Origin of the sequence: Erwinia sp. 198 (assembly GCF_003937915.1) — a bacterium.
Lineage (GTDB): Bacteria > Pseudomonadota > Gammaproteobacteria > Enterobacterales > Enterobacteriaceae > Erwinia > Erwinia aeris.
Genome location: NZ_RHUM01000010.1, coordinates 92,303 through 110,612, shown reverse-complemented (window position 1 = coordinate 110,612; position 18,310 = coordinate 92,303). Strand labels below are relative to the sequence as shown.

The following is an 18,310-nucleotide window of genomic DNA, read 5'->3' as shown; positions in this document are numbered from 1 at the left end:
CACAAGGAGAGGCTATGTCGGAACCAAAGGAAGGGCTACTGACTTTTCGCGCGGAAGGCAATAATTTCAGAGGAAGTCGTTATTATTCCAGAGTTATTCACTGGCCTGGCCATGCCTCAGCTTGTCAGGGGGATGCGTCGGGCGTGACGATTGGACGCGGATTCGATATGGGCAGCAGAACCACGGCGGAATCCCGTAGTTATTTGATAAAAGCCGGGATAGCGGCGGAAAAAGCAGAAAAGATTTCAACAGGCAGCCGGCTTAAATTTTGTGAGGCTGAAAAATTCGTCAGACAGCATAAAAATGAAATTGGTGAGATAACGGAATTACAGCAGCTGATGCTGTTTGAAGCTGTTTACCCTGAATATGTCAATAAAGCTAAGCGTTTTTATAATAAATATAAGGGCGCTAATGCGGTAGCCTGGCGGGAGCTACATCCGGTTTTAAAAGAGGTATTTATTGATATGCGCTATCAGGGGGCGATGACAATTGGTTATGTATCCTCTTTTAAGCGTAACGAGATTGGCAGTGCTTTAAAATTAATTGAATCGATTGGAAGTTTATATGGTAAGGACAGATATATAAGAAGAAGGGAGGCGTTAAAAAATGCTTTATAAAAAAATAAGGTTGATGATTATTATCATGGTGAGTATTGTGCCGCTGCCACTATTTTCTCAGGCGTCTACAGTAGAAGAGAGTACCCTGGCATTCTGCCTTAATGAAGGCCCTGTTAGCGCTATAGCGGGCTGTTTTACGGCGCTGGAGTTAAAACGTAATGCGGATTACAATCGCACTTACCAAACGTTTATTAATGAAATAATAAAAAATAAAAATAATTTTTTGAATTACAATGGGTTTATTCAGAAAACAAAAAAAGCTAAAGGCTATTTTGATAAATATATGCAAAGTGAATGTCAGGCCTGGGCCGATCAGGTCATAATAGATTCGCCAGCATGGCATACGCTTTATAGTCAGTGCATGGTACGATTTTATGAACAACGCATAAATTTTTATAACAAATATGACTTTCAATAAATCACAGGTTTTATTTCAGTGATGTTTGTGAACGGTCAAGTTCGTCACGAAAAAATTGTCGAATACGATTGGTCGATAATTATTATAGGGTGTAATTAGATTTGTGTACTACCCTGCTTTTCTATTCTCTTATTAACTACAAAGGCAGGCAAGTTATGGATAAAAATCAACGCAAATTTCTTATATTAAATCTGGTCAAAATCCTTAACACCCAAGTGATATCAATCATTTTTCTGGAATGTTGACGAATATAACTAACGACTCTTAATACTGAACTGATCGAAAATTTATTGCGGATATGCACGAAGCAGGTGTATGATTTTTGTTCAGATTTGAATGGCGAATAAGCACAAGGAGAGGCTATGTCGGAACCAAAGGAAGGGCTACTGACTTTTCGCGCGGAAGGCAATAATTTCAGAGGAAGTCGTTATTATTCAGAGTTATTCACTGGCCTGGCCTGGCCATGCCTCAGCTTGTCAGGGGGATGCGTCGGGCGTGACGATTGGACGCGGATTCGATATGGGCAGCAGAACCACGGCGGGATCCCGTGGTTATTTGCTAAAAGCCGGGATAGCGGCGGAAAAAGCAGAAAAGATTTCAACAGGCAGCCGGCTTAAATTTTGTGAGGCTGAAAAATTCGTCAGACAGCATAAAAATGAAATTGGTGAGATAACAGAAGCGCAGCAACTGAAGCTGTTTGAAGCAGTCTGTGATGAATATATCATTGATACAAAAAGATTTTACAACAAGTACCGCAAGCCTGCCTCGAACTCATGGTTGGATTTAGACCAAAGAATTAAAGATGTCTTTATTGATATGAAGTACCAGGGCGTGCTTCGTACTGGCATGGTCAGGTTTTTTTCAAATAATGACAAGAATGATGTTGTCAGGCTGATAAAAACGCACTCCCGACTGAAAAAAGATGATGAAAATCGGCAAAGGATAAAATATTTATTGGAAAATATAAAATGAAAATAAAGTTGATTTTTATAATTCTGTTGGCACTGTTTTATACCTTTCCTTGCACTGTAAACGCCCAGGTTGAGTTTGAACAGGTGAAATTTATCGGAGGTGATTATAATATATATATATCAACGATAGTGACTGCCAGGTTTTGACTGATTGCAAAAAAGTTAAAGCTGAAATAGTTGATAAGGGTAAAAAGGAAAAGTATAGCGTCTTTGGGGAGACTATTACGACAGGATTCGGGCGTAATCTAAGAGGATATAATTTTTATCGAGGAAACTATAAGTATGAAATATATCGCCCAGAGACAAGATTAAACAATCAGTCAGGACTGAGTAAATGGGTTTTAACCATTTATAAAAAAATGGTCGTGAGGGTTTTAACAAAATTTTTAGCGAGGAAGGCGAGATGAATATTTGATACTTCCTCAATCAAACCGCGCAGAAAAATTTCATGCTGTGCTTAGTTGTATTTGTAACGATAACCTGTTATCGCTGTTATCGCTGTTATCGCTGTTATCGCTGTTATCGCTGTTATCGCTGTTATCGCTGTTATCGCTGTTATCGCCGTTATCGTCGCTACCTCCGTCTTCTCTCCGTCACCAGCCCGTCATCCGGCTGTCATACCATTGTTATCTTTCCGTCATTTTTGCATGTCATTTTACCTGCCGAAGCGTTACAGGGCGCGGCTTTGCGCGTAACAACACCGGGTACAGGAAACCGACATGCCATTGTTCTTCCGACATACCATATGTATTGCACTGGGGCTGGCCTTTAGCGCACAGGCGCTGGCTGTCACCGAGATCCCTTTCTGGCACTCGATGGAGGGCGAACTGGGCGTAGAGGTCAATTCGCTGGCGCAGCGCTTTAACCAATCGCACCCTGATTACAAAATCGTGCCGACCTATAAAGGTAACTACGAGCAAAGCCTGGCCGCAGGGATCGCCGCCGTGCGTTCCGACCGCGCGCCCGCCATTCTTCAGGTTTATGAAGTCGGCACCGCCACGATGATGGCTTCACGGGCAATTGTGCCGGTGTACGAGGTTTTTAAAAATGCGGGTATTGCCTTCGATGAAAAGCAGTTTGTGCCGACGGTAGCGGGCTATTACAGCGATGCCAAAACCGGCCATCTGATCTCCCAGCCTTTCAACAGTTCTACGCCGGTGCTCTATTACAACAAGGACGCTTTCAAAAAAGCGGGTCTGGATCCGGAGCAGCCGCCGAAAACCTGGCAGGCGCTGGCTAAAGATGCCGAAGCGCTGCGTAAAGCAGGCATGAGCTGCGGCTATGCCAGCGGCTGGCAGGGCTGGATCCAGATCGAGAACTTCAGCGCCTGGCACGGCCTGCCGGTCGCTACAAAGAACAACGGCTTTGACGGCACCGATGCAGCGCTGGAATTTAATAAGCCGACCCAGGTACGCCATATTCAGCAGCTCGCAGAGATGAATGAAAAAGGCGACTTTACCTATTTTGGCCGCAAAGATGAATCGACCGCCAAATTCTATAACGGCGACTGTGGTATCACCACGGCCTCCTCCGGCTCGCTGGCCGATATCCGTCACTATGCCAAATTTAACTATGGTGTCGGCATGATGCCGTACGATGAAACGGTGCCGAACGCCCCGCAAAACGCCATTATCGGCGGCGCCAGCCTGTGGGTAATGAAAGGCAAAGATGACGCGACCTACAAAGGCGTGGCGGCGTTTATGCAGTTCCTGGCGCAGCCAGAAATCGCCGCCGAATGGCACCAGAAAACCGGCTATCTGCCGATCACCACGGCGGCCTACGAGCTGACCCGTCAGCAGGGCTTCTACGAGAAAAATCCGGGCGCCGATATCGCTACGCGTCAGATGCTGAACAAGCCGCCGCTGCCGTTCACTAAAGGGATGCGACTGGGCAATATGCCGCAGATCCGCACTATCGTGGATGAGGAGCTGGAAGGCGTCTGGACCGGCAAAAAAACGGCGCAGGCCGCGCTGGATAACGCAGTGAAGCGTGGCAATCTTCTGCTCCGGCGCTTTGAGCAAACCGTTAAGCCATAATTTATAGCGCTGCCGTGCTATACAGCGTACGGCAGCGCCTCGCTAAAACCCTCGCGCCGCACCGTTATCGAGCTTTATATGTCCTCTTCACGCCCTGTTTTTCGTTCACGCTGGCTGCCTTATTTATTAATGCTGCCGCAGCTGTTGATTACGCTGATTTTTTTCCTGTGGCCCGCTGGCGAAGCCTTATGGTATTCGGTGCAGCGCGTCGATCCTTTTGGTCTTTCCAGCACGTTTGTCGGCATGGAAAATTTCACCAGGCTGCTGGACGATGAGTACTATCTCGATTCCTTTAAAACCACGCTGATTTTTAGCGGCCTGGTTACGGCCATCGGCCTGATCGTTTCGCTGTTTTTTGCCGCGTTGACCGATCATGTCCTGCGCATGAAGCGCTTTTACCAGACGCTGTTTCTGCTGCCTTATGCAGTAGCGCCTGCGGTGGCGGCAGTGCTGTGGATGTTCCTGTTCAGTCCGGGGCAGGGCCTGATTACGCATTTTCTGGCGCAGCTGGGCTATAGCTGGAACCATGCGCAAAACAGCGGCCAGGCGATGACGCTGGTCGTGCTGGCTTCCGTCTGGCAGCAAATGAGCTATAACTTCCTGTTCTTTTTTGCGGCGCTTCAGTCCATTCCCAAATCGCTGATCGAAGCGGCGGCTATCGACGGCGCAGGCCCGGTACGTCGTTTTTTTTACCTCTCGCTGCCGCTGATTACGCCGGTGGGCTTCTTTCTGGTGGTGGTCAATCTGGTTTACGCCTTCTTTGACACTTTCCCGGTGATCGACGCCGCCACGGGCGGCGGGCCGGTGCAGTCCACCACCACGCTTATCTACAAAATCTATCGCGAAGGCTTTGCCGGTCTGGATCTCTCCTCTTCTTCCGCACAGTCGGTGGTGCTGATGGTACTGGTCATCGCGCTGACGGTGATCCAGTTCCGTTTTATTGAGAAAAAGGTGCGCTACCAATGATTGAAAACCGACGCGGGCTGGCCCTTTTCAGTCAGATCATGCTGGGCCTGGGCGCGCTTACCGTGCTGTTTCCGCTCTATGTCGCTTTTGTGGCCGCTACGCTGAACGACAGCGAGGTGTTCCGGGTACCGATGTCGCTGATCCCCGGCCATTCGCTGTGGCACAACGTGAGCTTTATCTGGCAGCACGGCGTGGGGCAGAACAGCGCGCCTTTCGGCAGGATGCTGTTTAACAGCATGCTGATGGCGCTGGCGATAACCACAGGGAAGATTGCGGTTTCCATCCTCTCTGCTTTTGCGCTGGTCTGGTTCCGCTTTCCGCTGCGCGGCCTGTTTTTCTGGATGATTTTTATCACGCTGATGCTGCCGGTCGAGGTGCGCATTTTCCCGACGGTAGAAGTGATTGCAGACCTGAAGATGCTGGATAGCTATAGCGGGCTGACGCTGCCGCTGATGGCCTCCGCCACCGCTACCTTCCTGTTTCGTCAGTTTTTTATGACGCTGCCTGACGAGCTGGTCGAAGCGGCGCGCATCGACGGCGCCGGGCCAATGCGCTTCTTTTGGGACATTGTGCTGCCGCTGTCGAAAACCAATCTGGCCGCGCTGTTTGTTATCACCTTTATCTATGGCTGGAACCAATATCTCTGGCCGCTGCTGATTATTAATGATGTTGATTTGGGCACCGCCGTGGCGGGCATTCGCAGCATGATCGGCACCGGCGACGGTACGCCCACGCAGTGGAATCTGGTAATGGCGGCAATGCTGCTGACCATGATCCCGCCGGTAGTGATTGTTTTAGTGATGCAGCGCGCTTTCGTTCGCGGGCTGGTAGAGAGCGAGAAATAATATGGCAGGGGTAAAATTTCAGGCCGTTACCAAAACGTACGACGGCAAAAACCAGATTATTCAGCCGCTTGACGTCGATATTCGCGACGGTGAGTTTATGGTGATGGTCGGCCCTTCCGGCTGCGGCAAATCGACGCTGTTACGCATGCTCGCCGGGCTGGAAAGGGTCAGCAGCGGCGATATCTATATCGACAGCGAACGCGTCACCGAGCGGGAGCCGAAAGATCGCGGCATCGCGATGGTTTTCCAGAACTATGCGCTTTATCCCCATATGAGCGTGGAAGAAAACATGGCATGGGGCCTGAAAATTCGCGGCATGGGCAAAGCGCATATCCGCCAGCGCGTGCTGGAAACGGCGAAAAGCCTGGAGCTGGAAGCGCTGCTGCACCGTCGTCCGCGCGAGCTTTCCGGCGGTCAGCGGCAGCGGGTGGCGATGGGGCGCGCTATCGTTCGCGAACCGGCGGTTTTCCTGTTTGATGAGCCGTTATCGAATCTGGACGCGCGGCTGCGGGTGCAGATGCGGCTGGAGCTACAGCAGCTGCATCGTCGCCTGCAGACTACCAGCCTGTACGTGACGCACGATCAGGTGGAGGCGATGACGCTGGCGCAGCGGGTGATGGTGATGAACAAAGGCGTGCTGGAGCAGCTGGGCACGCCGGTAGAGATTTATGAGCGTCCGGCCACGCGCTTCGTTGCCAGCTTTATTGGCGCGCCTGCGATGAACCTGCTGGAAGGCGAGATCGATCCGACCGGCACGCGGCTGCTGCTGGCCGACAGCGCCGTGCCGCTACCTCAGGCCAGGCCGCAGTGGGCCGGACGTCGGTTGACGTTGGGGATCCGCCCGGAGCATATTAAGCTGGCCGATCGGCAAAGCGGGCTGGCGCTGACGGTGGATACGCTGGAAATGCTGGGCGCGGACAACCTGGCGCATGGGCGCTGGGGCGGCCACAATATGGTGGTGCGGCTACCGCACATCGAGCGCCCGGCTATCGGCAGCCTGCTGTGGCTACAGCTGCCGGCTGATTCGCTACACCTCTTTGATACTGACAACGGACATCGGCTCGAATGACTGCTAAAGCCTGGCCTTACCCGACCATCGTCGCGCATCGCGGCGGCGGCAAGCTGGCCCCGGAAAACACTCTCGCCGGTATTGATACCGGCGCGCGGCTGGGGCACAGGATGATTGAGTTCGACGTCAAGCTCTCGCTGGACGGCGAAATTTTTTTGCTGCATGACGACACGCTCGACAGAACCAGCAACGGCTGGGGCATCGCCGGACAGCTGCCGTGGGAAAAACTGATCCAGCTGGACGCGGGCGGCTGGTTTGGCAAAGATTTCACCGGCGAACGTCTGCCGCTGCTGTCTCAGGTGGCGCAGCGCTGCGCCTCTTACGGCATGATGGCAAATATTGAAATCAAGCCCACAACCGGTCTGGAGGCGGAAACCGGACGCGTGGTGGCGCTGGCTGCGCGCGAGCTGTGGCATCGGCAGACCGCGCCGCTGCTCTCCTCGTTCTCTTTTGAAGCGCTGGAAGCCGCCATGCAGGCCGCGCCGGAGCTGCCGCGCGGGTTGCTGCTGCACGAATGGCATGACGACTGGCGGCAGCTGGCGCAGCAGCTGGATTGCGTCTCGATACATTTCAATCATAAAGTGCTGGACAGGGAGAGAGTGGCGGCGCTCAAAACGGCGGAGCTGCGGATTCTGGTTTATACAGTTAATCAACCCGAAAGGGCTAAAGAGCTGCTGGACTGGGGCGTTGACGCCATCTGTACCGACCGCATCGATCTGATAGGCGCCGATTTCACCTGAAGACGCTGATACAGCCGGCCCGCCTTACTCAACGCGCGTCGGCTGCTGGCCTGACCTTAATTTGCGTTCTGCTGTACTGACGGCTGGGGGGGCTACCCGGCTGTGATTGATAGCGCCGGATCGTCCAACAGGGGCGATCCGGCTGCCGGCCTGACCTTAATTTGTGTTCTGCTGCACCGACGGCTGGGTGGAGCTGCCGGGCTGCGTCTGCAATACCCGCTGGGAAGCGCTGTTGCGCTGATCCTGCACCTTTCGCTGTAGCTGCTGGCTTTGCTGCTGCTGATCCTGCTGCAGTTTCCGCTGTTGCTGAACCTGCTGCGTCTGCATCTGCTGCTGCATTCGCTGCGAGCTGGGGTTATAGCCTGGCTGGCCAGGCTGATTGTTATTTAGCATATTGGCCATGCCGCTTAACGGCAGCAGCGCGGCACACACGATTAACCATTTCATTAAATACCTCCCTAAGCTGTCTATCCATTGTATGTCAGCCGCGCTGTTCTGGCCTGAGCGCCAGTCTGAATTTGAAGGTTTTCTCGCCTTTTCGCTTGTTTTGTGCATAGTTAGAGACGGTAAACAAACGTAAATAATTCTAATAAGAGGTGAATATGGGGCAGGGCAGAGTGACGCTGGCGGCATCGCTGATAGCAGGACTGGTTTTCTGGCAGGGCGCGACGGCAGCGCCTACCGCGCCGCCAGTCTCGTACGGCGTGGACGCCGATACTTTCCATCCGGTAAAAGAGCAGCACGGTATGGTCGCCTCGGTAGATGCGCTCGCCACCCAGGCAGGCGTGGACGTGCTGAAACGCGGCGGCAATGCGGTAGATGCCGCCATCGCCGTCGGCTATGCGCTGGCCGTCACGCATCCGCAGGCCGGTAACCTTGGCGGCGGCGGTTTTATGCTAATCCGCACCGCTTCCGGTCACGCTACCGCCATCGATTTTCGTGAAATGGCACCAATTAAAGCCAGTCGCGATATGTTTTTAGACGCCCAGGGCAACGCCGACGGTAAAAAGTCGCTGATCTCCCATCTGGCTTCCGGCGTGCCGGGCACCGTGGCTGGTTTCGCGCTGGCGAACAAAGAATACGGCACGTTACCGCTGGCGCAGCTGATCGCACCGGCCATCAGGCTGGCGGAAAAAGGCATCGTGGTTAACGAGGCGCTGGCTGATGATTTGAAAGTATACGGCAAAGAAGTGCTGGTTACGCACCCCAACAGTAAAGCCGTTTTTTATAAAGCAGACGGCCAACCTTACGCGCGTGGCGAGAAGCTGGTACAGCGTAATCTTGCCCGTAGCCTGCGGCTGATTGCGACGCAGGGCCCGGACGCCTTCTATAAAGGGGAGATTGCCTCGGAAATCGCCGCGGAAATGGCGGCGAACGGCGGCCTGATCGGCAAAGCGGATCTGGCCAATTACAAAGCGGTCGAGCGTAAGCCCATCAGCGGCACCTATCGCTGTTATGAAGTCTTTTCTATGCCGCCGCCTTCTTCCGGCGGGATCCATATTGTGGAAATCCTCAATATCCTGGAAAACTTCGATCTGGCGAAAATGGGCTTTGGCAGCGCCGACGCCATGCAGGTGATGGCGGAAGCGGAAAAACATGCCTATGCCGATCGTTCTGAGTATCTGGGCGATCCTGATTTTGTGAAGGTGCCGTGGCAGGCGCTGACCAGCAAAGCCTATGCGAAATCGCTGGCGCAGCAGATTGACGTGAACAAAGCGCTGCCTTCGACAGAAATTAAACCCGGCAAGCTGGCGCCTTATGAGAGCAATCAGACCACGCATTTCTCCGTGGTGGACAAGCAGGGCAATGCGGTCGCGGTGACCTATACGCTGAACACCTATTTTGGCAGTGGGATCGTGGCGGGCAAAAGCGGCATTCTGCTCAACAATGAAATGGACGATTTTTCCGCCAAGCCGGGCACGCCGAATATTTATGGTCTGGTCGGCGGCGAAGCGAATGCGGTGCAGCCTTACAAAAGGCCGCTCTCTTCCATGTCGCCGACCATCGTCGCCAAAGACGGCAAAACCTGGCTGGTGACGGGCAGTCCGGGCGGCAGCCGCATTATTACGACCGTGCTGCAAATGGTCGTGAACAGCATCGATTTCGGTATGAACGTGGCGGAGGCGACCAACGCGCCGCGCTTTCATCATCAGTGGCTGCCGGATCAACTGCGCGTGGAAAAAGGCTTCAGCCCGGATACGCTGAGGCTGCTGGAGGCGAAAGGGCAGCATGTTAAGGTACTGCCTGCGATGGGCAGCACGCAGAGCATTATGATCGGCCCGGACGGCACCTTGTATGGCGCTTCCGATCCTCGCTCTGTTGACGATCTGACGGCGGGGTATTAACGCGAAGGGGCGATATTTTATCGCCCCTGTTTTTTAAGCGGCGCGCAAACGCGCCATATAGAGCGCATCCACCTGCTTGCCGTTGCGTACGGCATAGCGTCGCGCCACGCCTTCCGTTTCAAAACCAAACCGCTGATACAACCTTATCGCCGTGTCGTTGTCGGCGAATACCGTTAACTCAATGCGCTCGACGCTCAGCCAGCTATCGCACAGGCTGACCATCTCCTGCATCAATGCGGATGCCACGCCGCGACCACGGTAGTGATAATCGACGCAGAGTCCGAAAGTCGCGGTATGCCGCCGACGCGCGCGGCCGTTGACCTCCAGATATAGGTCGCCGACAACCTGTTCGTCAACGCAGGCGACCAGCCGCTGCATGCCGGGCTGAAGTTTCTGTAGACGTTCCTGAACAAGCTGAAGCGAGGGGTGAGGAAGCTGCAGCGTGTCGGTATAGGTTTCCGGCTGGCTGACAATACGATACAGCGCGGCGGCGTCTTCAACGACGGCGTGTCTTATCACTATCTCACTCATCCTCTGGCTCCTTTTGGTTATTTCCTGCTTAAAATCAGGGGATTCTGGCGCAAAAGCAAGCGAAAAAAATGGAGCGAAGCCTTTACAAGTGCGAATGATAATGATTATTATTGTCATGCGTTTTCGATTTGGGCTTCACGGACCGGTCGGGAAGGCACGACATTGCTCACATTGCTTCCAATATTATTTAGCCAGCTCGGGTGCTGGCTTTTTTTTTGCCTGCCCGCCGGCAACCTCCGCTCTCTCCCTTCTTATTTGCCTGCGCAAACGATCTGAAGGACGCCTGTTGATTGCATCGAATAATTTGAACAGAGGAGACAATTTTCTCCGCTATCTTCGCGGTCAACACAGGTCCAGACTATGTGAAAACGTTGAGGAGGATTGAATATGATTTACTTACGCAAGGCACAAGAGCGCGGTCACGCTAACCACGGCTGGCTGGACAGCTGGCACACGTTCTCTTTCGCTAACTACTATGACGCTAACTTTATGGGCTTTTCGGCGCTGCGAGTGATTAACGAAGATGTTATCGACGGCGGCCAGGGCTTCGGCACCCATCCCCATAAAGATATGGAGATCCTGACTTACGTGCTTTCCGGCACCGTCGAGCATGAAGACAGCATGGGCAATAAGGAGCAGATCCCGGCGGGCGAGTTCCAGATTATGAGCGCCGGTACCGGCGTGCGTCACTCTGAGTACAACGCCAGCAAAGACGTGCCGCTGCATCTGTATCAGATCTGGATTATTCCGGAAAGAACGGGCATCACGCCACGTTACGATCAGCGTCGTTTCGCGGATGTTAAGGGGCGCCAGCTGGTGCTGTCGCCGGACGCGCGTGAAGGCTCGCTGAAAGTTTACCAGGATATGACGCTTTCCCGCTGGGCGCTGCAGCAGGGCGAGCAGGATACCGTGCAGGTTGAGCCGAACCGCCGTATCTGGATCCAGGTGGTAAAAGGCGACGTCACGGTTAACGGCGAAAAAGCGGGTACCAGCGATGCCTTCGCTATCTGGGATGAAGCTTCGCTGAGCCTTGAAGCCGCCAGCGACGCCGAAATCCTGCTGTTCGATCTGCCGCCGGTTTAAGATCACACTTTGGGCGCGGCCTGCCGCGCCCTTCACCGTTTTCCCGCCAATTTTGTTACACTCAAGCGATCCACCCTCTGACCCCTGAAAATAATGAAGAAGAAAAGACCGGTGCTACAGGACGTTGCCGATCGTGTGGGCATCACCAAGATGACCGTCAGCCGCTATCTGCGCAATCCCGATCAGGTTTCCGTTGCCTTGCAAAGCCGTATTGCCGCCGCGCTTGATGAGCTGGGCTATATCCCTAACCGCGCGCCCGATATTTTATCTAACGCCACCAGCCGGGCGATCGGCGTGCTGTTGCCTTCTCTTACTAACCAGGTTTTCGCTGACGTGCTGCGCGGCATCGAAGCCGTAACCGACGCGGCAGGTTATCAGACCATGCTGGGCCATTTCGGCTACAGTGCCGAAAAAGAAGAGCTACAGGTGCGCTCGCTGCTGGGCTGGAATATCGACGGGCTAATCCTGACCGAACGCACCCACACGCCAGCCAGCCTGCGTATGATCGAAACCGCAGGGATCCCGGTGCTGGAGATGATGGACAGCGTTTCGCCTTGCCTGGATTTGGCGGTAGGGTTTGATAACGTCGAGGCGGCGCGGCAGATGACGCACGCTATCCTGCGCAAGGGGCATCGCCGCACGGTTTATCTGGGGGCGAGGCTGGACGAACGTACTTTGCTGAAGCATCAGGGTTATGAACAGGCGATGCGCGAAGCGAACCTGGAACCACGCAGCATCATGATGGAAGAAGCCTCTTCTTTTTCGATGGGTGGAACGCTGATGCTGGCGGCGCAGCAGCGCTATCCTGATACGGACAGTCTGTTTTGCACCAATGATGATTTAGCGATAGGCGCCATGTTTGAATGCCAGCGGCAGGGGCTGCGCGTGCCGCAGGATATTGCTATCGCGGGCTTTCATGGCCACGACATTACCCAGGTGGTTACGCCAGAGCTGGCCACCGTGCTGACGCCGCGTGAAAAAATGGGACAGGTTTCCGCCTCGCTCCTGCTGGCGCGCATTCGCGGCGAGCAAACCGGATCGCAGCAGATCGACGTCGGCTTTACGATTTCCGAAGGCGGCAGTATTTGATCCTGTAGCGTCGGGCCGGTCGGCGCTGTTTGTCCCCCAGAGCCGATTCGCCCGGCTCTTTGTCCCTTTGTGCCACAGCCACTCCTAATCTGTCATTTTTTTGAACCAACTCACATTTACCAGCTTTTTCCGCTCTGGCTGTTGCCATACTTCACGGGCGTCCAGACAATGTTACCGATAACAACATAACGCTAACAATAACGGGCTGGTCCCTGACATCTTCGCCGGAGTAAAACAATGAACAACTCTTTTCCGTCCAATCATGTGTTTGTGCTGATGGGCGTATCCGGCAGCGGCAAATCGGCCGTTGCCAATGCCGTCGCTTATCATCTGAAAGCGGCCTTCCTGGATGGCGATTTTCTGCATCCTCGCAGCAATATTCAAAAGATGGCGGACGGTCATCCCCTGAACGACGACGACCGCCGTCCCTGGCTGAAGGCGATTAACGATGCCGCGTTTGCTATGCAGCGTACCAATCAGGTTTCGCTGATCGTTTGTTCCTCGCTGAAAAAGAGCTACCGCGAAATTCTGCGCGAGGGCAATGACAACCTGTCGTTCATCTATATGAAGGGCGATTTCGATACCATCGAGGGCCGGCTGCGCGCGCGTAAAGGGCACTTCTTCAAGCCACAGATGCTGGTCACGCAGTTTGAAACGCTGGAGGAGCCGGGCAGCGACGAGCGCGACGTGCTGGTCGTGGATATCAACCAGACGCTGGATGAAGTTGTGGCTACCACTATCGCCACCATCGAAGGTGCGATAAATAAGTAGGGTGTCATGGCAACTGCAACACTGGTATTAACCGCGGCAGGCTCTGTCCTGCTGCTGCTGTTCCTCGTGATGAAAGCGCGGATGCACGCCTTTCTGGCGCTGATGCTGGTTTCTGTCGGTGCCGGGATCTTCTCCGGGATGCCGCTGGACGATATTGCCGCCACCATGCAGAAAGGCATGGGCGGCACGCTGGGCTTCCTGGCCGTGGTCGTCGCGCTGGGTGCGATGTTCGGTAAAATTCTGCACGAAACCGGCGCGGTCGATCAGATAGCGATCAAGATGCTGAAAACGTTTGGAGAAAGCCGCGCGCACTACGCGATGGGCATCGCCGGGCTGATCTGCGCGCTGCCGCTGTTCTTTGAGGTGGCGGTGGTGCTGCTGATCAGCATCGCTTTCGCCGTGGCGCGCCGTACCGGCGACAACCTGGTCAAGCTGGTTATCCCGCTGTTTGCTGGCGTGGCCGCCGCCGCCGCGTTTTTGCTGCCCGGCCCGGCGCCGATGCTGCTGGCCTCGCAAATGCACGTCGATTTCGGCTGGATGATCCTGCTCGGCGTCTGCGCGGCGATCCCCAGCATGCTGATCGCCGGCCCGCTGTTCGGCAACTTTATCAGCCGACACGTGGAATTTACGCTGCCGACAGAGGACAACCATCCTGAGTTTGATGAGAGCAAGCTGCCCTCGTTCGGCTTCAGCCTGTCGCTGATCCTGTTTCCGCTGGTGCTGGTCGGGCTGAAAACCATCGGCGCGCGCTTTGCGACCGAAGGCACTTCGCTCTATGAGTGGCTGGAATTTATCGGCCATCCGTTTATCGCCATTCTGCTCGCCTGTTTGCTGGCTATTTATGGCCTGGCGTATCGTCAGGGGATGGATAAAGAGCGGGTGATGCAGATTTGCGGCAGCGCGCTGCAGCCTGCGGGTATCATCCTGCTGGTGATTGGCGCGGGCGGCGTCTTTAAGCAGGTGCTGGTGGATTCCGGCGTCGGCCCGGCGTTGGGCCATGCGCTGACCGGCGCAGGCTTACCGGTGGCGCTGGCCTGCTTTATCCTGGCAGGCGCGGTGCGCATCATTCAGGGCTCCGCAACGGTCGCCTGCCTGACGGCGGTAGGACTGATTATGCCGGTGATTGAACCGCTGCATTATTCCGGCGCGCAGATGGCGGCATTATCCATCTGTATCGCGGGCGGTTCGATCATCTTCAGCCACGTTAATGACGCGGGCTTCTGGCTGTTCGGCCGGTTCACCGGCGCAACCGAAGGCCAGACGCTGAAGACCTGGACGATGATGGAAACCATCCTCGGCACTACCGGCGCTATTGTGGGTATGATCGCCTTTGCGCTGCTTTCTTAATGTATTGAGCGGCGGGCGGCTTAGCGCCGCTCGCCTTTTTCTTTTGCTGAAGGAGGAAAAATCAGGAAAGGGAACAGCAGGTAGGGAGCAATAATTAATAAGGCAACTACTCCACGAGAATAGCCGGCGTCGTTGGCTCTGCGGATGCCACAGGAGAAAGTTGGCAGGATAAAAAGCAGTAATGCAATAATGCTAATCTCGTTGTCTGACCCGGTGAAATTTTGCAGATAGATGCAGAACCAAAGCAGCTGAAAAAAAGGAAGACTAAATAATCTTTTCTCGTTTCCCGCCCTTCATAATCAAAGATTTTTAGCAGGCATTCTTTAATTATCCGTAGCCATTTTCTCATTGCCATTTTTTCCTGACGCCAGCGAAAATTAATAGTGTAAGGATGGCGGGGATAATATAAACCAAAAAGAGGAATTGATTATTTACGTGTACAAGCTGGACCTGGTTCAAGGCAGTGTTGTAATAATATGATGAAATTTTAGCAACTCCTGTTAATATAAGATAGTTTGCTGCAAGGAAGATAATATTGAAAAATAAATATTTAGCAAAACTTGCCAGAGAAAACCTTCTGAAAAAATAAGTGGAGAAAAGGTAAATCAACAGCCAAAAAAAAGCAGCGATTAAGGGAGCAATAAAATAGCTATGCATATCACCAACGATGCCTTGCCTGTCGCTAAGGTAATATTGCATTACCTTACTCCAGGAGTGGTAGCCAGCGAACAAATACAAGAGACAGAAAGCGACTTTTACCATCTTATTTTTCATCGTAGTTTTCTCTTCATCCGTAAAAGCTGCATTAACCGTGGCAGCTCCCGAACGGGTTCGACCAACACAAGCTGTCTGGTTTTTTATCATGTTTAGCAGCGGCGACAGGGTGATCTTTGCCGCTGTTTGGCATAATAAAGCGAGCTTCCTGACGGCCATATATATTAACATCAGACAAAGGGTCGCGCCCCAGCGCCATAACATCACCACCAGGCAATTTATATTCTCTGGTCAGAAAAGCAGGTTTTTTTGAGCTGACACCTGAAACTGGCGTAGCCATAAAACGCGAGCCTGCATAATAAAGGGAAAAACAGGTTTCCTGATTGGCAGTGCTGCGTCGCACAAGATACGCGCCAGACAAAATTTTCAGACGTTGCCATAAGGTGACCGTGTCAGGTGTGATTTTTTGCCCTTCCAAATAGATATCTTGTCTTTGGTATAACTGATAAACCATTTTATGAACCTGTACTATTGAAGCACCGAGCCCGTGCCAGTCAGGGCCGCCTCTGCTGTACAACCGTTCAGTTATTATATAAAGACCCGTTCCTTTGTAATTCGTCACCTTAGTTTTCATATGCTCTCCTTGTTGGTCAATTTTATATAAATTTTCCTGGAGTTAACAAGGCGCTATGCAGAGGCTAAGGCTCTTTTTTTAGCCTTAGCACAGGGTACATAAGAGGAAGATCAGAGCTTCAGATAGGCGCGGATCCCGTCCAGGAACATCTGTGTGGCCAGCATAATCAGGATCAGGCCCATCAGACGCTCCAGCGCGTTAACGCCTTTTTCGCCCAGCAGCCGTAAAAACAGCCCCGAAAAGAGCAGGATCGCCACCGTAGCGCCCCAGGCGATCAGCAGCGAGCCCGCCAGGTAGCCGATGTTGTTGGGATACTGATGCGACAGCAGCATCAGCGTCGCCAGCAGCGAAGGGCCAGCGACCAGCGGAATGGCCAGCGGCACCAGAAAAGGTTCTTCGCCTGCGGGCAGGCCACTGCTGTTGCTTTCGTGCGAGGGGAAAATCATCTTGATAGCGATCAGAAACAGGATAATGCCGCCGGAAATCGAGACGGTCTCCGTTCGCAGGTTCAGAAACGCGAGAATTTTTTCACCGGCAAAGAGGAACAGCAGCATAATCGCCAGCGCGATCAGCATTTCCCTAATCAGCACCGTCCGACGACGTTTCGGCTCCAGATGCTTTAAAACCGACATAAAAATCGGCAAATTGCCCAGCGGATCCATAATAAGCAGCAATAATATGGTCACCGAAATCATCTCTGTCATGGGTTTCTCCTTCTTTCCACCGGGGCTGGTCTTCCGTTATAAGCAGCTCTGCTAAAAAAGCCGCGCTAATCGAATTAATTCACTTGCCACTTTTGCTGCATTTTGTAAGGTGATAGCCATATTTCTTTCTTATCACTTACTCTAACAGGTCAGGCGTTTTTGTCGCAGACAGTTTGCCTTTCGCCAGCGGGCGGCTCAAGGCTACTCGCAGACGGGCAAATCAGCCTGAAACAGGTGCAATATGAAATCAGTAGGCTTAATTGGTTGGCGCGGCATGGTCGGTTCCGTGCTGATGCAGCGGATGACGGAAGAGCGCGACTTTGACGTCATCCGCCCGGTATTTTTCTCCACTTCTCAGCATGGCCAGGCCGCGCCGCAGTTTGGCGGTCAGTCTCCGGGCCTGCTGCAAAATGCGTACGATCTGGACGCATTGAAGGCGCTGGATATCATTATCACCTGTCAGGGCGGCGACTACACCACCGAGATTTATCCAAAGCTGCGCGCGGCGGGCTGGCAGGGTTACTGGATTGACGCGGCCTCCACGCTGCGTATGCAGGACGACGCGCTGATTATCCTGGATCCGGTCAACCATCACGTTATTCGTCAGGGGCTGGACAAAGGCATTAAAACGTTTGCGGGCGGCAACTGCACCGTCAGCCTGATGCTGATGTCGCTGGGCGGCCTGTTCGCCCAGGATCTGGTGGAGTGGGCGTCCGTGGCGACCTATCAGGCGGCTTCCGGCGGCGGCGCGCGGCATATGCGTGAGCTGCTGGCGCAGATGGGAATGCTGCACGACGGCGTGGCGCAAGAGCTGCAAAATCCGGCCTCTGCCATCCTGGATATCGAACGCAAGGTCACCGAGATGAGCCGCAGCGGCGTGCTGCCAACCGATAACTTTGGCGTACCGCTGGCGGGTAGCCTGATCCCGTGGATCGACAAACAGCTGGAAAACGGCCAGAGCCGCGAAGAGTGGAAAGGCCAGGCGGAAACCAACAAGATCCTGCAGCCAGCACGCACTGTTCCAGTTGACGGCCTGTGCGTGCGCGTTGGCGCGCTGCGCTGCCACAGCCAGGCATTTACGCTGAAGCTGAAAAAAGATGTGCCGCTGGCGGAAATCGAACAGCTGCTGGCCGCCCATAACGAATGGGCTACCGTGGTGCCAAATGACCGTGAGCTGACCATGCGCGAGCTGACGCCGGCGGCGGTGACCGGCACGCTGAAAACGCCTGTGGGCCGCCTGCGCAAGCTGAATATGGGGCCGGAATATCTTTCTGCCTTTACCGTCGGCGACCAGCTGCTGTGGGGCGCCGCCGAGCCGCTGCGCCGGATGCTACGACTGCTGGTGGATTAAGATGGCCTTGCCCTGCCAGAACGGCAGGGCGCTTTGCTCTGCACGCGGTCATAGCTGACGTGCCGCGAAGGTTCCTTTT

At 53.8% G+C, this 18,310-nt stretch carries 19 protein-coding genes; 14 read left to right on the top strand and 5 right to left on the bottom strand.

What is annotated here, in order from left to right:
* The 8 genes from EGK14_RS15140 to ugpQ form a co-directional block, all read left to right on the top strand.
* A partial coding sequence (locus EGK14_RS15140) for a hypothetical protein (protein ID WP_233598509.1) occupies positions 1–617 on the top strand: 617 nt, incomplete at its 5' end.
* A complete protein-coding gene (locus EGK14_RS15135) occupies positions 607–1,035 on the top strand; it encodes a DUF1311 domain-containing protein (protein ID WP_125289925.1) in 429 nt (142 codons plus the stop codon). The genes EGK14_RS15140 and EGK14_RS15135, both read left to right, overlap by 11 nt.
* Before the next feature lie 519 nt (positions 1,036–1,554).
* The gene (locus EGK14_RS15130; RefSeq protein ID WP_233598508.1) at positions 1,555–2,007 is read left to right on the top strand and encodes a hypothetical protein; all 453 of its coding nucleotides are present in this window, start codon (positions 1,555–1,557) and stop codon (positions 2,005–2,007) included.
* Between the two features lie 718 nt (positions 2,008–2,725).
* The gene (gene ugpB / locus EGK14_RS15120; RefSeq protein ID WP_125289923.1) at positions 2,726–4,042 is read left to right on the top strand and encodes a sn-glycerol-3-phosphate ABC transporter substrate-binding protein UgpB; all 1,317 of its coding nucleotides are present in this window, start codon (positions 2,726–2,728) and stop codon (positions 4,040–4,042) included.
* A gap of 78 nt (positions 4,043–4,120) precedes the next feature.
* Entirely contained in the window at positions 4,121–5,008 is an 888-nt protein-coding gene (gene ugpA / locus EGK14_RS15115) for a sn-glycerol-3-phosphate ABC transporter permease UgpA (RefSeq protein WP_125289922.1), read from the top strand.
* Entirely contained in the window at positions 5,005–5,853 is an 849-nt protein-coding gene (gene ugpE / locus EGK14_RS15110) for a sn-glycerol-3-phosphate ABC transporter permease UgpE (RefSeq protein WP_125289921.1), read from the top strand. The genes ugpA and ugpE overlap by 4 nt, the downstream gene beginning before the upstream one ends.
* A gap of 1 nt (position 5,854) precedes the next feature.
* The gene (locus EGK14_RS15105; protein WP_125289920.1) at positions 5,855–6,922 is read left to right on the top strand and encodes a sn-glycerol-3-phosphate import ATP-binding protein UgpC; all 1,068 of its coding nucleotides are present in this window, start codon (positions 5,855–5,857) and stop codon (positions 6,920–6,922) included.
* On the top strand, positions 6,919–7,662 hold the full coding sequence (gene ugpQ, locus EGK14_RS15100) for a glycerophosphodiester phosphodiesterase (protein WP_125289919.1): 744 nt from the start codon (positions 6,919–6,921) through the stop codon (positions 7,660–7,662). The genes EGK14_RS15105 and ugpQ overlap by 4 nt, the downstream gene beginning before the upstream one ends.
* A gap of 156 nt (positions 7,663–7,818) precedes the next feature.
* Here ugpQ and EGK14_RS15095 read toward each other — a convergent pair whose 3' ends face one another.
* Positions 7,819–8,109 carry a DUF2756 domain-containing protein gene (locus tag EGK14_RS15095; RefSeq protein ID WP_125289918.1) on the bottom strand — a complete coding sequence of 97 codons (291 nt, stop codon included), beginning with the start codon at positions 8,107–8,109 and terminating at the stop codon, positions 7,819–7,821.
* Positions 8,110–8,264: 155 nt separating this feature from the next.
* Between EGK14_RS15095 and ggt the strand changes: the two genes are divergently transcribed.
* A complete protein-coding gene (gene ggt, locus EGK14_RS15090) occupies positions 8,265–10,007 on the top strand; it encodes a gamma-glutamyltransferase (RefSeq protein WP_125289917.1) in 1,743 nt (580 codons plus the stop codon).
* A gap of 33 nt (positions 10,008–10,040) precedes the next feature.
* Here the strand turns inward: ggt and EGK14_RS15085 are convergent, their stop codons facing one another.
* Complete coding sequence (locus EGK14_RS15085; RefSeq protein ID WP_125289916.1) at positions 10,041–10,538, bottom strand: GNAT family N-acetyltransferase; 498 nt, start codon at positions 10,536–10,538, stop codon at positions 10,041–10,043.
* A 387-nt stretch (positions 10,539–10,925) separates the two neighbouring features.
* On the opposite strand from EGK14_RS15085, the gene EGK14_RS15080 reads away from it, so the two are divergent.
* The 4 genes from EGK14_RS15080 (at position 10,926) to gntU (ending at position 14,828) form a co-directional block, all read left to right on the top strand.
* Positions 10,926–11,621: a pirin family protein gene (locus EGK14_RS15080; protein WP_125289915.1), complete on the top strand. Its 696-nt coding sequence runs from the start codon at positions 10,926–10,928 to the stop codon at positions 11,619–11,621.
* 93 nt (positions 11,622–11,714) lie between these two features.
* The gene (gene gntR, locus EGK14_RS15075; RefSeq protein WP_125289914.1) at positions 11,715–12,710 is read left to right on the top strand and encodes a gluconate operon transcriptional repressor GntR; all 996 of its coding nucleotides are present in this window, start codon (positions 11,715–11,717) and stop codon (positions 12,708–12,710) included.
* A 237-nt stretch (positions 12,711–12,947) separates the two neighbouring features.
* The gene (gene gntK / locus EGK14_RS15070; protein ID WP_125289913.1) at positions 12,948–13,481 is read left to right on the top strand and encodes a gluconokinase; all 534 of its coding nucleotides are present in this window, start codon (positions 12,948–12,950) and stop codon (positions 13,479–13,481) included.
* A 6-nt stretch (positions 13,482–13,487) separates the two neighbouring features.
* On the top strand, positions 13,488–14,828 hold the full coding sequence (gene gntU / locus EGK14_RS15065; protein WP_125289912.1) for a gluconate transporter: 1,341 nt from the start codon (positions 13,488–13,490) through the stop codon (positions 14,826–14,828).
* A 345-nt stretch (positions 14,829–15,173) separates the two neighbouring features.
* Here the strand turns inward: gntU and EGK14_RS15055 are convergent, their stop codons facing one another.
* The 3 genes from EGK14_RS15055 to EGK14_RS15045 form a co-directional block, all read right to left on the bottom strand.
* Complete coding sequence (locus tag EGK14_RS15055) at positions 15,174–15,602, bottom strand: hypothetical protein (protein WP_125289911.1); 429 nt, start codon at positions 15,600–15,602, stop codon at positions 15,174–15,176.
* A gap of 31 nt (positions 15,603–15,633) precedes the next feature.
* Entirely contained in the window at positions 15,634–16,176 is a 543-nt protein-coding gene (locus EGK14_RS15050; RefSeq protein WP_233598507.1) for a hypothetical protein, read from the bottom strand.
* 110 nt (positions 16,177–16,286) lie between these two features.
* Positions 16,287–16,880 carry a YhgN family NAAT transporter gene (locus EGK14_RS15045; RefSeq protein ID WP_125289910.1) on the bottom strand — a complete coding sequence of 198 codons (594 nt, stop codon included), beginning with the start codon at positions 16,878–16,880 and terminating at the stop codon, positions 16,287–16,289.
* Between the two features lie 241 nt (positions 16,881–17,121).
* Here EGK14_RS15045 and asd point away from each other — a divergent pair, with 241 nt between their 5' ends.
* Complete coding sequence (gene asd, locus EGK14_RS15040) at positions 17,122–18,231, top strand: aspartate-semialdehyde dehydrogenase (RefSeq protein WP_125289909.1); 1,110 nt, start codon at positions 17,122–17,124, stop codon at positions 18,229–18,231.
* Positions 18,232–18,310: the final 79 nt, after the last annotated feature.

What these genes read in the sequence shown, in the direction of transcription:
- EGK14_RS15085 (WP_125289916.1), bottom strand. Translation starts at nt 10,538, where the DNA reads ATGAGTGAGATAGTGATAAGACACGCCGTCGTTGAAGACGCCGCCGCG.
- EGK14_RS15130 (WP_233598508.1), top strand. Translation starts at nt 1,555, where the DNA reads ATGGGCAGCAGAACCACGGCGGGATCCCGTGGTTATTTGCTAAAAGCC.
- ugpE (WP_125289921.1), top strand. Translation starts at nt 5,005, where the DNA reads ATGATTGAAAACCGACGCGGGCTGGCCCTTTTCAGTCAGATCATGCTG.
- ugpB (WP_125289923.1), top strand. Translation starts at nt 2,726, where the DNA reads ATGCCATTGTTCTTCCGACATACCATATGTATTGCACTGGGGCTGGCC.
- gntR (WP_125289914.1), top strand. Translation starts at nt 11,715, where the DNA reads ATGAAGAAGAAAAGACCGGTGCTACAGGACGTTGCCGATCGTGTGGGC.
- EGK14_RS15045 (WP_125289910.1), bottom strand. Translation starts at nt 16,880, where the DNA reads ATGACAGAGATGATTTCGGTGACCATATTATTGCTGCTTATTATGGAT.
- EGK14_RS15050 (WP_233598507.1), bottom strand. Translation starts at nt 16,176, where the DNA reads ATGAAAACTAAGGTGACGAATTACAAAGGAACGGGTCTTTATATAATA.
- ggt (WP_125289917.1), top strand. Translation starts at nt 8,265, where the DNA reads ATGGGGCAGGGCAGAGTGACGCTGGCGGCATCGCTGATAGCAGGACTG.
- EGK14_RS15055 (WP_125289911.1), bottom strand. Translation starts at nt 15,602, where the DNA reads ATGAAAAATAAGATGGTAAAAGTCGCTTTCTGTCTCTTGTATTTGTTC.
- gntK (WP_125289913.1), top strand. Translation starts at nt 12,948, where the DNA reads ATGAACAACTCTTTTCCGTCCAATCATGTGTTTGTGCTGATGGGCGTA.
- EGK14_RS15135 (WP_125289925.1), top strand. Translation starts at nt 607, where the DNA reads ATGCTTTATAAAAAAATAAGGTTGATGATTATTATCATGGTGAGTATT.
- ugpA (WP_125289922.1), top strand. Translation starts at nt 4,121, where the DNA reads ATGTCCTCTTCACGCCCTGTTTTTCGTTCACGCTGGCTGCCTTATTTA.
- EGK14_RS15105 (WP_125289920.1), top strand. Translation starts at nt 5,855, where the DNA reads ATGGCAGGGGTAAAATTTCAGGCCGTTACCAAAACGTACGACGGCAAA.
- EGK14_RS15095 (WP_125289918.1), bottom strand. Translation starts at nt 8,109, where the DNA reads ATGAAATGGTTAATCGTGTGTGCCGCGCTGCTGCCGTTAAGCGGCATG.
- ugpQ (WP_125289919.1), top strand. Translation starts at nt 6,919, where the DNA reads ATGACTGCTAAAGCCTGGCCTTACCCGACCATCGTCGCGCATCGCGGC.
- asd (WP_125289909.1), top strand. Translation starts at nt 17,122, where the DNA reads ATGAAATCAGTAGGCTTAATTGGTTGGCGCGGCATGGTCGGTTCCGTG.
- EGK14_RS15080 (WP_125289915.1), top strand. Translation starts at nt 10,926, where the DNA reads ATGATTTACTTACGCAAGGCACAAGAGCGCGGTCACGCTAACCACGGC.
- gntU (WP_125289912.1), top strand. Translation starts at nt 13,488, where the DNA reads ATGGCAACTGCAACACTGGTATTAACCGCGGCAGGCTCTGTCCTGCTG.